Source organism: Burkholderia sp. Ax-1719, from assembly GCF_011753055.1.
Taxonomy (GTDB): Bacteria; Pseudomonadota; Gammaproteobacteria; order Burkholderiales; family Burkholderiaceae; genus Paraburkholderia.
Map to the genome: position 1 here is coordinate 14,676 of NZ_VWWJ01000040.1, position 13,759 is coordinate 28,434.

Consider the following 13,759-nt stretch of genomic DNA (forward strand, 5'->3'; position numbering starts at 1 on the left):
CACAGTAAAATGATGTGTTTTGCGTCCGCTTTTAACAGCAACCGAAACAATGACGAAACAACGATCGAAGCTCGTAGTCGGTAACTGGAAGATGCACGGCCGCCTCGCGGCCAACGCTGCATTGCTCGAAGGCGTCGCACAGGGCGTTCAGGCGCTGCCTGCTGACGTGCGCGTTGGCGTGTGCGTGCCTTTTCCCTATCTCGCGCAGGCGCAGGCATTGCTCGGCGGCAGCCGCGTGGTGTGGGGCGCGCAGGATGTTTCGGCGCACGAGCAGGGCGCTTACACCGGTGAAGTCGCTGCGGGCATGATCGCCGATTTCGAGGCGGGCTTTGCGATCGTCGGTCACTCGGAGCGTCGCGCATATCACGGCGAAAGCTCGGAGCTGGTTGCGGTGAAGACGCAGCGCGCGCTGGCGGCGGGCGTCACGCCGATCGTCTGCGTGGGCGAAACGCTGGAACAGCGCGAAAGCGGCGCGACCGAGCAGGTGGTCGGTGCGCAGCTCGACGCGGTGCTGGCGGTGCTGTCGGTAGAAGAAGCGGCGCAGATCGTCGTTGCTTACGAGCCGGTGTGGGCGATCGGCACGGGCAAGAGCGCGACGTCGGAACAGGCGCAACAGGTGCACGCGTTCCTGCGCGCGCGTCTGGCAGCCAAGGGTGGAAATGTGGCGGACGTGCCGCTGCTGTACGGCGGCAGCGTGAAGCCGGACAATGCGGCGGAGCTGTTCCGTCAGGCCGATATCGATGGTGGCCTGATCGGCGGCGCGGCGCTCAAGGCACAGGATTTTCTCGCGATCTGCGCGGCCGCTGCGGCGGGCGCCAGCGTCGCGGGCTAAAGGATCGCGCACGGCGCCTCTGGCGAGGGTCGTGCCGTCTTAACATGCGCATTCCGGTCAAGGAATGCGTTCAACCAGGACTCAGGTGAGTGTGATGCTGTATTTGAAAACGTTGATTATCGTCGTTCAGCTTCTGTCGGCGCTCGGGGTGATCGGCCTCGTCTTGCTGCAGCACGGCAAAGGCGCCGACATGGGCGCGGCTTTCGGTAGCGGCGCGTCGGGCAGCCTCTTCGGCGCAAGCGGTTCCGCGAACTTTCTGTCGCGTACCACGGCAGTTCTCGCAACGGTGTTTTTCGTGTCGACGCTTGCATTAACCTACCTGGGGTCGTATCATGCGAAGCCTTCGGCGGGCGTGCTTGGCGCTTCGGCTCCAGCCCCGGTCGTCGCTTCCGCGCCGGTCGCAGCGAGTGTTTCCGCAGCGTCCAATGTCAGCGCTCCGGCAGTGGCTTCAACGGCTGGATCTGCTGCCGCTTCTGCTGGCGTAGCGTCTTCGGCACCGGGTAACGACGTTCCGAAATAAGTTTCAAAAATCTGTTTTTGTGCATTGAACAAATGACGGGAACGGGTTAGAATTTAAGTCTTGAAGCGATTCGCGGGTTGCAAAAATTGTTCTCCCGGATTGCATGTAGTGCCGACGTGGTGAAATTGGTAGACACGCTATCTTGAGGGGGTAGTGGCGAAAGCTGTGCGAGTTCGAGTCTCGCCGTCGGCACCAATGTATTCGATAAAATGCCAGCCGCTTGCTTCATCAGCTTCGGCTGGCATTTTTGCTTTATACGTCGTGTTTGTTTTGTTCGCAGCGCGAAAGATGTAAAGCAATTCCCGCGGAGCGACCAGAAGTTCTCCTGCGGAACCTCAGAACCAACCGATAGAGGATAGCCTTGAACCTCGCTACCTATTACCCCGTCCTGTTGTTCCTTCTTGTAGGTCTTGGTCTGGGCGTGGCGCTGGTCAGTATCGGCAAGATCCTCGGTCCCAATCGGCCAAACAGCGAAAAGAATTCACCGTACGAGTGCGGCTTTGAAGCGTTCGAAGACGCGCGCATGAAGTTCGATGTACGGTATTACCTCGTGGCCATTCTCTTCATCATCTTCGACCTCGAAACGGCATTCCTGTTTCCGTGGGGCGTGGCCCTGCGCGACATCGGCTGGCCGGGCTTCCTGTCGATGATGCTGTTTCTGCTCGAATTCCTGCTGGGCTTTGCCTACATCTGGAAGAAAGGTGGTCTCGACTGGGAATGACGGGTTAAATCGCCGGTTAGCATGGGCGGTACTGTGGGGACACTGCAGGCCGTCCGCTGGAGTGGAAAGCACATGAGTATCGAAGGGGTCTTGAAGGAAGGGTTTGTCACCACTACGGCTGACAAGCTGATCAACTGGACGCGCACTGGCTCCCTGTGGCCAATGACGTTCGGCCTGGCGTGTTGCGCGGTCGAAATGATGCACGCGGGCGCGGCCCGTTACGACCTCGACCGCTTCGGCGTGGTGTTTCGCCCAAGCCCGCGTCAGTCCGACGTGATGATCGTCGCCGGTACCCTCTGTAACAAGATGGCACCTGCATTGCGCAAGGTCTACGACCAGATGGCCGAGCCGCGCTGGGTCATCTCGATGGGGTCCTGCGCCAACGGCGGCGGTTACTACCATTATTCGTATTCTGTCGTGCGCGGCTGCGATCGTATCGTGCCCGTCGACGTCTACGTGCCGGGTTGCCCGCCTACCGCGGAAGCCCTCGTCTACGGGGTGATCCAGTTGCAGGCGAAGATTCGCCGCACTAGCACCATCGCCCGTCAATAAAGGCCAAACGCCTCCCCCACAATATGGCAAGCAAACTCGAGACCCTGAAAGCGAACCTCGAAGCGGCCCTTGGTGCGCGCGTCGTCAGCCTCACTGAAAAGCTCGGTGAGTTGACCTTGGTCATAAAAGCGGTAGATTACCTGAATGTCGCGACGGAATTGCGCGACAATCCGTCGCTGCGCTTCGAACAGTTGGTCGACCTCTGTGGTGTCGACTATCAAACCTATGGCGACGGCGCCTGGGACGGCCCGCGTTTCGCGGCTGTCTCGCATCTGCTCTCCATCACGAACAACTGGCGTCTGCGTCTGCGAGTTTTCGCGCCGGACGACGACGTGCCTATCGTTCCCTCCGTCGTGGAAATCTGGAATTCGGCCAACTGGTACGAACGTGAAGCGTTCGACCTGTTCGGCATCGTCTTCGAAGGCCACCCCGACCTGCGCCGTATCCTGACCGACTACGGTTTCATCGGCCATCCGTTCCGCAAGGACTTCCCGATCTCCGGCTATGTCGAGATGCGATATGACCCGGAGCAGAAGCGGGTAGTCTATCAACCGGTTACGATCGAGCCGCGCGAGATCACGCCGCGTGTGATCCGTGAGGATCGCTACGGTGGTCTGAGGAAACAATAAGAGGGTCGCATGTCAGAGATCAAGAACTACACGCTCAACTTCGGCCCGCAGCACCCGGCAGCGCACGGTGTGCTGCGCCTCGTGCTCGAGCTCGACGGCGAAGTGATCCAGCGCGCCGATCCGCATATCGGCCTGCTGCATCGCGCGACCGAAAAGCTCGCCGAAAACAAAACCTTCATCCAGTCGGTGCCGTACATGGACCGTCTCGACTACGTGTCGATGATGGTCAACGAGCACGGCTATGTGCTCGCGATCGAAAAGCTGCTCGGCCTCGAAGTGCCGATCCGCGCCAAGTACATCCGCGTGCTGTTCGACGAAATTACCCGCGTGCTGAACCACCTGATGTGGATCGGCTCGCACGGTCTCGACGTCGGCGCGATGGCGGTGTTCCTGTACGCGTTCCGCGAGCGCGAAGATTTGATGGACGTCTACGAGGCGGTGTCGGGTGCGCGTATGCACGCGGCGTACTACCGTCCGGGCGGCGTCTATCGCGATCTGCCCGACGCAATGCCGCAATACAAGGCGTCGAAAATCCACAACGAGAAGGCGCTCGCGAAGATGAACGAAGCGCGCCAGGGCTCGGTGCTGGACTTCATCGACGACTTCTTCACGCGCTTCCCGAGCTGTGTCGACGAGTACGAAACGCTGCTCACCGACAACCGTATCTGGAAGCAGCGTCTGGTGGGCATCGGCGTGGTGACGCCTGAGCGCGCCATGCAGCTGGGCCTGACGGGCGCGATGCTGCGCGGTTCGGGCATCGAATGGGATCTGCGCAAGAAGCAGCCGTACGAAGTCTACGACCAGCTGGATTTCGATATCCCGGTGGGCGTGAACGGCGACTGCTACGACCGCTATCTCGTGCGTATCGAAGAAATGCGTCAGTCCACCCGGATCGCGAAACAGTGCATTGAGTGGCTGCGCAAGAATCCGGGCCCCGTGATGGTCGACAATCACAAGGTTGCGCCGCCGTCGCGCGTGAACATGAAGTCCAACATGGAAGAGCTGATTCACCACTTCAAGCTCTTCACGGAAGGCTTCCATGTGCCCGAAGGCGAAGCGTATGCAGCCGTCGAACATCCGAAGGGTGAATTCGGCATCTACCTGGTGTCGGATGGCGCAAACAAGCCGTATCGTCTGAAGATCCGCGCGCCAGGTTATGCCCACCTGTCCGCGCTGGATGAAATGGCGCGCGGCCACATGATTGCCGACGCGGTCACGATCATCGGCACGCAGGACATTGTGTTCGGTGAAATCGACCGCTAGGTAGCAAACTGCCGGCGCGCCCGCAGGTGCGGTGCGCGCGGCGAAATACCGGGAACGCCACGTCTGTCGCAGCGAGCAGGAATGCACAACGCGCGGCAGGAGTTTGTCTGGCGGGAATTGAAACGGTAGGAATTGAAAGAGTCGTGTCTGAAAATGATCTCAGCTGAAGGCCTGAAAGAAATCGATCGCGCGCTGTCGAAGTACCCCGCCGATCAGCGACAGTCCGCCGTGATGGCGGCTTTGGCCGTTGCTCAGGAAGAGCATGGCTGGCTGTCTCCCGAACTGATGCAGTTCGTGGCCGACTACATCGGCATGCCGCCGGTCGCCGTCCAGGAAGTCGCCACCTTCTATACGATGTTCGAGACCCGGCCGGTCGGCAAGCACAAGATCACGCTCTGCACGAACCTGCCGTGTCAGCTCGGCCCGGATGGCGGCGCGGAAGCCGCCGCGGAATATCTGAAGCAGAAGCTCGGTATCGACTTCGGCGAAACCACGTCCGACGGCAAGTTCACCTTGAAAGAAGGTGAGTGCATGGGCGCGTGCGGCGACGCACCGGTGATGCTCCTGAACAATCACCGCATGTGCAGCTTCATGAGCCGCGAGAAGATCGACCAGCTGCTCGAGGAGCTTGCGAAATGACTGCGTTGCACGATCGTCACATCAAACCCCTGATTCTCGCCGGCCTCAATGGCGAGAACTGGCATCTCCAGGACTACGTTGCGCGCGGCGGTTACGCCCAGCTGCGCCGTATCGTCGAAGAAAAGATTCCGCCCGAGCAGGTGATCGCCGACGTGAAAGCGGGCGGTCTGCGCGGCCGTGGCGGCGCGGGCTTCCCGACCGGCCTGAAGTGGAGCTTCATGCCGCGTCAGTTCCCGGGGCAGAAGTACCTCGTCTGCAACTCGGACGAAGGGGAACCTGGCACGTTCAAGGATCGCGACATCCTGCGTCTGAACCCGCATGCGGTGATCGAAGGCATGGCCATCGGCGCGTACGCGATGGGCATCACCGTGGGCTACAACTACATCCACGGCGAAATCTTCGAGGTGTATCGACGCTTCGAAGCCGCGCTCGATGAAGCGCGCGCTGCGGGTTTGCTCGGCGACAACATTCTCGGCTCGGACTTCTCGTTCCAGTTGCACGCGCACCATGGTTATGGCGCGTACGTGTGCGGCGAAGAAACCGCGCTGCTCGAATCGCTCGAAGGCAAGAAAGGCCAGCCGCGCTTCAAGCCGCCGTTCCCGGCGAGCTTTGGCGTGTACGGCAAGCCCACCACGATCAACAACACCGAAACCTTCGCGGCCGTGCCGTTCCTGCTGACCGTCGGTCCGCAGGCGTACATGGAACTCGGCAAGCCGAACAACGGCGGCACCAAGATCTTCTCGATCTCGGGTGACGTGGAGCGTCCGGGCAACTACGAGATTCCGCTCGGCACGCCGTTCGCGACGCTGATGGAACTCGCCGGCGGCGTGCGCGGCGGCAAGAAGCTCAAGGCCGTGATTCCGGGCGGTTCGTCGGCGCCGGTCATTCCGGGCGACCTGATGATGCAGACGGACATGGACTATGACTCCATCGCCAAGCAGGGCTCGATGCTCGGCTCGGGCGCGGTCATCGTCATGGACGAAACGCGCTGCATGGTGCGCTCGCTGCTGCGTCTCTCGTACTTCTACTACGAAGAGTCGTGCGGTCAGTGTACGCCTTGCCGCGAAGGCACGGGCTGGCTCTATCGCGTGGTGAACCGTATCGAGCACGGCCTTGGCCGTCAGGAAGACCTGGATCTCCTGAACTCGGTGGCGGGCAACATCATGGGCCGCACGATCTGCGCGCTCGGCGACGCGGCGGCCATGCCGGTGCGCGGCATGCTGAAGCACTACTGGGACGAATTCGAATATCACGTTCACAACAAGCGTTGTCTGGTCGGCGGTCATGCCGGCTCGCACGCGGCGACGGAAACCGTGGCCGCCTGACTGGGCGAGTGAAGACAGCGCGTTGTGCGCGAACCGCGTGGCGGGGAATGCCGCTGTGCAATTGAGCGGTAACAGGTTAGGGACGATTAACCATCATGGTTGAACTTGAAATAGACGGCAAGAAGGTGCAGGTGCCCGAGGGCAGCATGGTGATCCAGGCTGCGCAGCGCGTGGACACCTACATTCCGCACTTCTGCTATCACAAGAAGCTGTCGATCGCGGCCAACTGCCGGATGTGTCTCGTCGATGTCGAGAAGATGCCGAAGGCCGTGCCCGCGTGCGCGACCCCGGTGTCGCAAGGCATGGTCGTGCGCACGACGTCGGACAAGGCCGTGCAGGGCCAGCAAGCCGTGATGGAATTCCTGCTGATCAACCACCCGCTGGATTGCCCGATCTGCGATCAGGGCGGCGAGTGCCAGCTGCAGGATCTGGCGGTGGGTTACGGCAAGTCGGCGTCGCGCTTCAGCGAAGAAAAGCGCGTGGTGTTCCACAAGAACGTCGGTCCGCTCATCTCGATGGAAGAGATGTCGCGCTGCATCCACTGCACGCGCTGCGTGCGCTTCGGCGACGAGATCGCCGGCGTGATGGAGCTGGGCATGCTCGGCCGCGGCATGCACTCGGAAATCAGCACCTTCCTCGGCCAGACCGTGGATTCGGAACTGTCGGGCAACATGATCGACCTGTGCCCGGTCGGCGCGCTCACGAGCAAGCCGTTCCGCTTCTCGGCGCGTACGTGGGAACTGTCGCGCCGCAAGTCGGTGAGCCCGCACGATTCGACCGGTGCCAACCTCGTCGTGCAGGTGAAGAACAACCGCGTGATGCGCGTGCTGCCGTTCGAGAACGAAGCCGTCAACGAATGCTGGATCTCGGACAAGGACCGCTTCTCGTACGAAGGCCTGAACGCCGAAGACCGCCTCACGCGCCCGATGATCAAGCAAGGCGGCGAGTGGGTGGAAACCGACTGGCAGACCGCGCTTGAATACGTCGTGAAGGGCATTCGCGGCATCAGCGACGATCATGGCGAGAACATGCTCGCCGCGCTGGTCAGCCCGCATAGCACCATCGAAGAACTGCATCTCGTCAAGCAGCTCGCGGACGCGATCGGCACGCCGAACGTCGACTTCCGCCTGCGCCAGAGCGACTTCTCGGCGCCGCTGGAAGGCGCGCCGTGGCTCGGCACGAAGATCGCCGATCTGTCGTACGCAGACTCCGCGTTTATCGTCGGCTCGTTCCTGCGCCGCGACCACGCGCTGTTCGCAGCGCGTCTGCGCCAGGCTGCGAAGGGCGGCGCTCAGGTGTCGTTCCTCAACGCAACGGCCGATGGCTCGCTGATCCCGAACGCACAACGCATCGTTGCCGCGCCTTCGGCATGGCTCGACGAACTGGCTGCGATTGCTGCAGCGGTGGCGGAAGCCAAGGGCGTGGCGCTGCCGGAAGGCTTCGCTGGCGCACAAGCCACCGACGCTGCCAAACAGGTGGCCGCATCGCTCGCAGCAGGCGAGCGCCGCTTCGTGCTGCTCGGCAACGCCGCCGTCCAGCATCCGGAATTCTCGCGTCTGCACGCCGCGGCCCAGTTCATCGCTGAGACCACGGGCGCAACGCTGGGCTTCCTCACGGAAGCGTCGAACACGGTGGGCGCGCATCTGGTTGGCGCACTGCCGGGCCGCGACGGTCTGAACGCACGCGAAGTGTTCGAGCAGCCGCGCAAGGGTTACCTGCTGTTCAACGTCGAACCCGAATTCGACACGGCCAACCCGGCTGCCGCGCGCGCTGCGCTGGCGCAAGCCGAAATGGTCGCGGTGTTCTCGCCGTTCAAGACCGGCCTCGATTACGCAGACGTGCTGCTGCCGGTCGCGCCGTACACGGAAACGTCGGGCACCTTCGTCAATGCCGAAGGCACCGTGCAGATCTTCAACGGCGTGGTGCGCCCGCTTGGCGATACGCGTCCGGCCTGGAAGGTCCTGCGCGTGCTCGGCAATCTGCTCGGCTTGCCGGGCTTCGAATACGACGCCGCCGAAGATGTGCGCCGCAAGGCCATCGGCGACGGCAGCTTCGAAGCGCGTCTGTCGAACAAGGCTGCAGCAACGGTTGCACGCGGCAGCGTGGCGAAGGCAGCGGAAGGCCGCTTCGAGCGTATCGCCGATGTGCCCATCTATCACGCCGATCCGATCGTGCGCCGCTCCGAAGCGCTGCACCTCACCACGGCCGCACGCGTGGCGAACACGGTCGGCCTGCCGGCTGCGCTGTTCGACCAGCTCGGCCTGAAGGAAGGCGACGCCGTGCGCGTGCGCCAGGGCGAGCTGTCGGTGACGGTGCCCGCGACGCGCGATGCGAATCTTGCGCCGACGGCGGTGCGTCTGTCGGCGGCCACGCCGGCCGGCGCGCAGCTCGGCAGCCTGTTCGGTGAACTGCTGGTGGAGAAGGCGTAAATGAGCTTGTTCGATACGATCAATGCAGGCGGCAGCCAGCTGCTCGGCGTGGCCTGGCCCACGGTGTGGGCGCTGGTGCGCATTCTCGTCGTCGCGGTGGTGATCCTGCTGTGCGTGGCGTACCTGATCCTGTGGGAGCGCAAGCTCATCGGCTGGATGCACGTGCGTCTGGGCCCGAACCGCGTCGGTCCTGGCGGCATGCTGCAGCCGATCGCCGACGTGCTGAAGCTGCTGCTCAAGGAAGTGATCCAGCCCGCCCAGGCGAGCCGCTGGGTCTATATGGTCGCGCCGATCATGGTGGTGGTGCCGGCCTTCGCGGTCTGGGCGGTGATTCCGTTCCAGGCGGGCGCGGTGCTCGGCGACATCAACGCCGGCCTGCTCTACGTGATGGCGATCTCCTCGTTCGGCGTCTACGGCGTGATTCTCGCCGGCTGGGCTTCGAACTCGAAGTACGCGTTCCTCGGCGCGATGCGCGCCGCGGCGCAGATGGTGTCGTATGAAATCGCGATGGGCTTCGCGCTCGTCGTGGTGCTGATGGTGTCGGGCAGCCTGAACCTGTCGGACATTGTGCGCCAGCAGATGCAGGGCATGTTCGCGAGCCACGGCATCACGTTCCTGTCGTGGAACTGGCTGCCGCTGCTGCCGATGTTCGTCGTCTACTTCATCTCGGGTCTCGCGGAAACCAACCGTCACCCGTTCGACGTGGTGGAAGGCGAATCGGAAATCGTGGCCGGTCACATGGTCGATTACTCGGGGATGGGCTTCGCGCTGTTCTTCCTCGCCGAGTACATCAACATGATCGTGATCTCGGCGCTCACGTCGGTGCTGTTCCTTGGCGGCTGGAGCGCGCCGTTCGCGTTCCTCGATTTCATCCCGGGCGTGTTCTGGCTGGTCCTGAAGACCTTCTTCTTCCTGTCGGTGTTCATCTGGGCCCGCGCGACGTTCCCGCGCTTCCGCTATGACCAGATCATGCGTCTGGGCTGGAAAGTGTTCATTCCGGTGTGCGTGGTCTGGCTGATCGTGGTGGGCTTCTGGTATATGTCGCCGCTGAGCATCTGGAAATAAGGGGCGAACGAAACATGACCGCTATTCAACAGTTTTTCAAGACGTTCTTCCTGACCGAACTGCTCAAAGGTCTGGCGCTGACGGGCCGTTATACGTTCAAGCGCAAGGTCACGGTGCAGTTCCCGGAGGAGAAGACCCCGATGTCGCCGCGTTTTCGCGGGCTGCATGCGCTGCGCCGCTATGAAAATGGCGAAGAGCGCTGCATCGCGTGCAAGCTGTGCGAAGCCGTGTGCCCGGCGATGGCCATCACCATCGAATCGGACGTGCGCGCCGACAACACGCGCCGCACCACGCGTTACGACATCGACCTGACCAAGTGCATCTTCTGCGGTTTCTGCGAAGAAAGCTGCCCGGTCGATTCGATCGTCGAAACGCACATTCTCGAGTACCACGGCGAGAAGCGCGGCGATCTGTATTTCACGAAGGAAATGCTGCTGGCCGTGGGCGATCGCTACGAAGCGCAGATCGCGGCAAACAAGGCAGCAGATGCACCGTACCGTTGATCTTCAGTTTGACGCTGCATCGGCCCGCGTTGCGGGCCGGCTGCGGGGCACGCCTGCGCCTGAAAATGCCGCGACTCCGTATGCCGCCCGCCGCGGCGCGACGCTCCCTGGTCTGGCCGCCAGTCTGCGCTGCGCAATCCGCCTTATGATGGCCTCAACGATGAACCAGTAATCATGGAATTCACGACCGTCCTGTTCTACATCTTCGCGCTGCTGCTCACGCTGTCAGGGCTGAAGGTGATCACCGCGCGCAATCCTGTCTCGTCCGCGCTTTTTCTCGTGCTCGCGTTTTTCAACGCGGCCGCGGTCTGGATGCTGCTGGAAGCCGAATTTCTCGCGATCCTGCTGGTCCTCGTCTACGTGGGCGCGGTGATGGTGCTGTTCCTGTTCGTCGTGATGATGCTGGACATCAACGTCGACGTGCTGAGCCGCGATTTCAAGCGCTTCATTCCGGTGGCGACTATCGTCGGCGCAATCATGGTGGTCGAAACCGCACTGATCCTCTGGCACGGCTACGGTGCGACCACCACGCCGGTGGCCGACGGCTCGCTGGCTGCGGCGCAGTCGGGTGCGATGTCGAATACGCATCTGATCGGCAAGATCATCTACACCGATTACATCTTCGCTTTCGAAGTCGCCGGCCTCGTGCTGCTGGTGGCGATCGTTGCGGCAATCGGCCTGACCGTGCGCGAGCCGAAAGACAGCAAGCGCCAGGACGTGTCGAAGCAGGTCGCCGTGCGTGCCAAGGATCGCGTGCGCATCGTCAAGATGGCGGCCGTGGTCGAAGTGCCGGAAGAACCAGAAGCCGCGCCGGCCGATGCCGCTGCAGCGGCTCCCGCTGCGCCTGCTGCTGCGCCGGCCCCGGCCGCGCCCGCAACGAAGAGCTAAGGAGCGAACCATTATGTTGACCCTGGCCCATTACCTTGTCCTCGGCGCGATCCTGTTTGCGATCTCGATCGTGGGCATCTTCCTGAATCGGCGCAACGTCATCATCATCCTGATGGCGATTGAACTGATGTTGTTGGCGGTGAACACGAACTTCGTTGCGTTCTCGCATTATCTTGGTGACGTTCACGGACAGATTTTCGTGTTCTTCGTGCTTACAGTTGCGGCGGCGGAAGCAGCAATTGGTCTGGCTATTCTTGTGACTCTGTTCCGCAGCCTCGACACGATCAATGTCGAGGATCTCGATCAGCTCAAAGGCTAAGGCAGGCGGTTATGGCTACGACACTCAACGAAAACTTGCTGCTGGCGATTCCGCTGGCTCCACTCGCCGGCTCGCTCATCGCGGGTTTGTTCGGCAAGACAGTGGGGCGCGCTGGCGCGCATACCGTCACGATTCTCGGCGTCGCCGTGGCGTTCGTGCTCTCGTGCATGACGTTCTTCGACGTGCTGAACGGCGCGAGCTTCAATGCGACCGTCTACGAATGGATGTCGGTGGGCGGCCTGAAGTTCGAAGTGGGCTTCCTGATCGACTCGCTCACCGCGCTCATGATGATCGTGGTGACCTTCGTGTCGCTGATGGTGCACATCTACACGATCGGCTACATGGCGGAAGAAGAGGGCTACCAGCGCTTCTTCTCGTACATCGCGCTGTTCACGTTCTCGATGCTGATGCTGGTGATGGCCAACAACTTCCTGCAGCTGTTCTTCGGCTGGGAAGCGGTGGGTCTGGTCTCGTACCTGCTGATCGGCTTCTACTTCAAGCGTGAAAGCGCCATCTACGCGAACATGAAGGCGTTCCTCGTGAACCGCGTGGGCGACTTTGGCTTCCTGCTGGGCATCGGTCTGCTGCTCGCGTACGGCGGCTCGCTGAACTACAACGACGTGTTCGCGAAGGGTCATGAACTCTCGGCGCTGACGTTCCCGGGCACCTCGTGGAACCTGCTGACGGTTTCGTGTATCTGCCTCTTCATCGGCGCGATGGGTAAGTCGGCGCAGTTCCCGCTGCACGTCTGGCTGCCCGATTCGATGGAAGGCCCGACGCCGATCTCCGCACTGATCCACGCGGCAACCATGGTGACGGCCGGTATCTTCATGGTCGCGCGCATGTCGCCGCTGTTCGAACTCTCGGACGCCGCGCTGTCGTTCATCGTCGTGATCGGTGCGATTACCGCGCTGTTCATGGGCTTCCTCGGCGTCGTGCAGAACGACATCAAGCGCGTGGTGGCTTACTCCACGCTCTCGCAGCTCGGCTACATGACGGTGGCGCTCGGCGTGTCGGCGTATCCGGTCGCGATCTTCCACCTGATGACGCACGCGTTCTTCAAGGCGCTGCTGTTCCTCGGCGCGGGTTCGGTCATCATCGGCATGCACCACGACCAGGACATGCGCAACATGGGCGGCCTGCGCAAGTACATGCCCATCACGTGGATCACGTCGCTGGTCGGTTCGCTCGCGCTGATCGGCACGCCGTTCTTCTCGGGCTTCTACTCGAAGGATTCGATCATCGACGCGGTGAAGCTCTCGCACCTGGCAGGTTCGGGCTTCGCGTACTTCGCGGTGGTGGCGAGCGTGTTCGTGACGGCGCTGTACTCGTTCCGCATGTACTTCCTCGTGTTCCACGGCGAAGAGCGCTTCCGCGGTCCGAAGCATCCGGAATCGCCGATGGCGATCGAAGCGGCTCATTCGGCTCAAAGCGGTCATGGCGACCACGGCCACGACGACCATCACGTGCACGTTCCGCACGAATCGCCGTGGGTCATCTGGGTGCCGCTCGTCCTGCTCGCGATCCCGTCGATCATCGCCGGTGCGTATGCGATCCAGCCGCTGCTGTTCGGTTCGTTCTTCCAGAACGGCGTGGCGTTCGACAAGGTGATCTTCATCGGCCAGAACCATCCGGGTCTGAGCGAGATGGCAGAAGAGTTCCAGGGCTGGGCCGCGATGGGCGCGCATGCGTTCTCGGGTCTGCCGGTGTGGCTTGCACTCGCAGGCGTGGTGGTGGCGTGGTTCTTCTACATGAAGCGCCCGGATCTGCCGGCTGTGGTGCAACGCACGTTCTCGCCGGTCTACAAGCTGCTGGCAAACGCGTATTACCTCGACAAGATCAACGAAATCGTCTTCGCTCGCGGAGCAGTCGCGATCGGTCGCGGTCTGTGGAAGGAGGGCGATGTCGTCGTGATCGACGGCGTCGTGAACGGGAGCGCCAAGTTTATCGGCTGGTTTGCAACTGTCATTCGTTTCCTGCAATCCGGCTATATCTATCACTACGCATTTGCCATGATTATTGGCATGCTTGGCCTCCTTACCCTGTTTGTAACGCTCAGCGGCAAATAAGGCGA

14 protein-coding genes and 1 tRNA gene are annotated in these 13,759 nt (G+C 61.9%); all 15 read left to right on the top strand.

Annotation, left to right across the window (positions count from 1 at the left end):
- Positions 1-49 precede the first annotated feature (49 nt).
- The 15 genes from tpiA (at position 50) to nuoL (ending at position 13,754) form a co-directional block, all read left to right on the top strand.
- Positions 50-832: a triose-phosphate isomerase gene (tpiA, locus tag F3J17_RS33950; RefSeq protein ID WP_167069889.1), complete on the top strand. Its 783-nt coding sequence runs from the start codon at positions 50-52 to the stop codon at positions 830-832.
- Positions 833-926: 94 nt separating this feature from the next.
- The gene (gene secG, locus F3J17_RS33955; RefSeq protein WP_167069955.1) at positions 927-1,352 is read left to right on the top strand and encodes a preprotein translocase subunit SecG; all 426 of its coding nucleotides are present in this window, start codon (positions 927-929) and stop codon (positions 1,350-1,352) included.
- 110 nt (positions 1,353-1,462) lie between these two features.
- Positions 1,463-1,547: transfer RNA gene (locus F3J17_RS33960), tRNA-Leu, on the top strand.
- 166 nt (positions 1,548-1,713) lie between these two features.
- The gene (ndhC, locus tag F3J17_RS33965; RefSeq protein ID WP_027819583.1) at positions 1,714-2,073 is read left to right on the top strand and encodes an NADH-quinone oxidoreductase subunit A; all 360 of its coding nucleotides are present in this window, start codon (positions 1,714-1,716) and stop codon (positions 2,071-2,073) included.
- A 72-nt stretch (positions 2,074-2,145) separates the two neighbouring features.
- The gene (locus F3J17_RS33970) at positions 2,146-2,625 is read left to right on the top strand and encodes an NADH-quinone oxidoreductase subunit B (protein ID WP_027819582.1); all 480 of its coding nucleotides are present in this window, start codon (positions 2,146-2,148) and stop codon (positions 2,623-2,625) included.
- A gap of 23 nt (positions 2,626-2,648) precedes the next feature.
- Positions 2,649-3,254 (top strand): NADH-quinone oxidoreductase subunit C, encoded by a 606-nt coding sequence (locus F3J17_RS33975; protein ID WP_167069891.1) that lies wholly within the window; start codon positions 2,649-2,651, stop codon positions 3,252-3,254.
- 9 nt (positions 3,255-3,263) lie between these two features.
- The gene (locus F3J17_RS33980) at positions 3,264-4,517 is read left to right on the top strand and encodes an NADH-quinone oxidoreductase subunit D (RefSeq protein ID WP_167069893.1); all 1,254 of its coding nucleotides are present in this window, start codon (positions 3,264-3,266) and stop codon (positions 4,515-4,517) included.
- A 153-nt stretch (positions 4,518-4,670) separates the two neighbouring features.
- A complete protein-coding gene (gene nuoE, locus F3J17_RS33985; protein ID WP_167069895.1) occupies positions 4,671-5,156 on the top strand; it encodes an NADH-quinone oxidoreductase subunit NuoE in 486 nt (161 codons plus the stop codon).
- Positions 5,153-6,481 (top strand): NADH-quinone oxidoreductase subunit NuoF, encoded by a 1,329-nt coding sequence (gene nuoF / locus F3J17_RS33990; protein WP_167069897.1) that lies wholly within the window; start codon positions 5,153-5,155, stop codon positions 6,479-6,481. Before nuoE ends, nuoF begins: the two co-directional genes overlap by 4 nt.
- Before the next feature lie 95 nt (positions 6,482-6,576).
- Positions 6,577-8,910, top strand: a complete 2,334-nt coding sequence (nuoG, locus tag F3J17_RS33995) for an NADH-quinone oxidoreductase subunit NuoG (protein ID WP_167069899.1) — start codon at positions 6,577-6,579, stop codon at positions 8,908-8,910.
- The gene (gene nuoH / locus F3J17_RS34000; RefSeq protein ID WP_167069901.1) at positions 8,911-9,975 is read left to right on the top strand and encodes an NADH-quinone oxidoreductase subunit NuoH; all 1,065 of its coding nucleotides are present in this window, start codon (positions 8,911-8,913) and stop codon (positions 9,973-9,975) included.
- Positions 9,976-9,989: 14 nt separating this feature from the next.
- Positions 9,990-10,478, top strand: coding sequence for an NADH-quinone oxidoreductase subunit NuoI (nuoI, locus tag F3J17_RS34005; RefSeq protein WP_027819575.1), 489 nt, complete (start codon positions 9,990-9,992; stop codon positions 10,476-10,478).
- Positions 10,479-10,652: 174 nt separating this feature from the next.
- Positions 10,653-11,366 carry an NADH-quinone oxidoreductase subunit J gene (locus F3J17_RS34010; RefSeq protein WP_167069903.1) on the top strand — a complete coding sequence of 238 codons (714 nt, stop codon included), beginning with the start codon at positions 10,653-10,655 and terminating at the stop codon, positions 11,364-11,366.
- 13 nt (positions 11,367-11,379) lie between these two features.
- A complete protein-coding gene (nuoK, locus tag F3J17_RS34015; RefSeq protein ID WP_006052894.1) occupies positions 11,380-11,685 on the top strand; it encodes an NADH-quinone oxidoreductase subunit NuoK in 306 nt (101 codons plus the stop codon).
- 11 nt (positions 11,686-11,696) lie between these two features.
- Complete coding sequence (gene nuoL, locus F3J17_RS34020; protein WP_167069905.1) at positions 11,697-13,754, top strand: NADH-quinone oxidoreductase subunit L; 2,058 nt, start codon at positions 11,697-11,699, stop codon at positions 13,752-13,754.
- Positions 13,755-13,759: the final 5 nt, after the last annotated feature.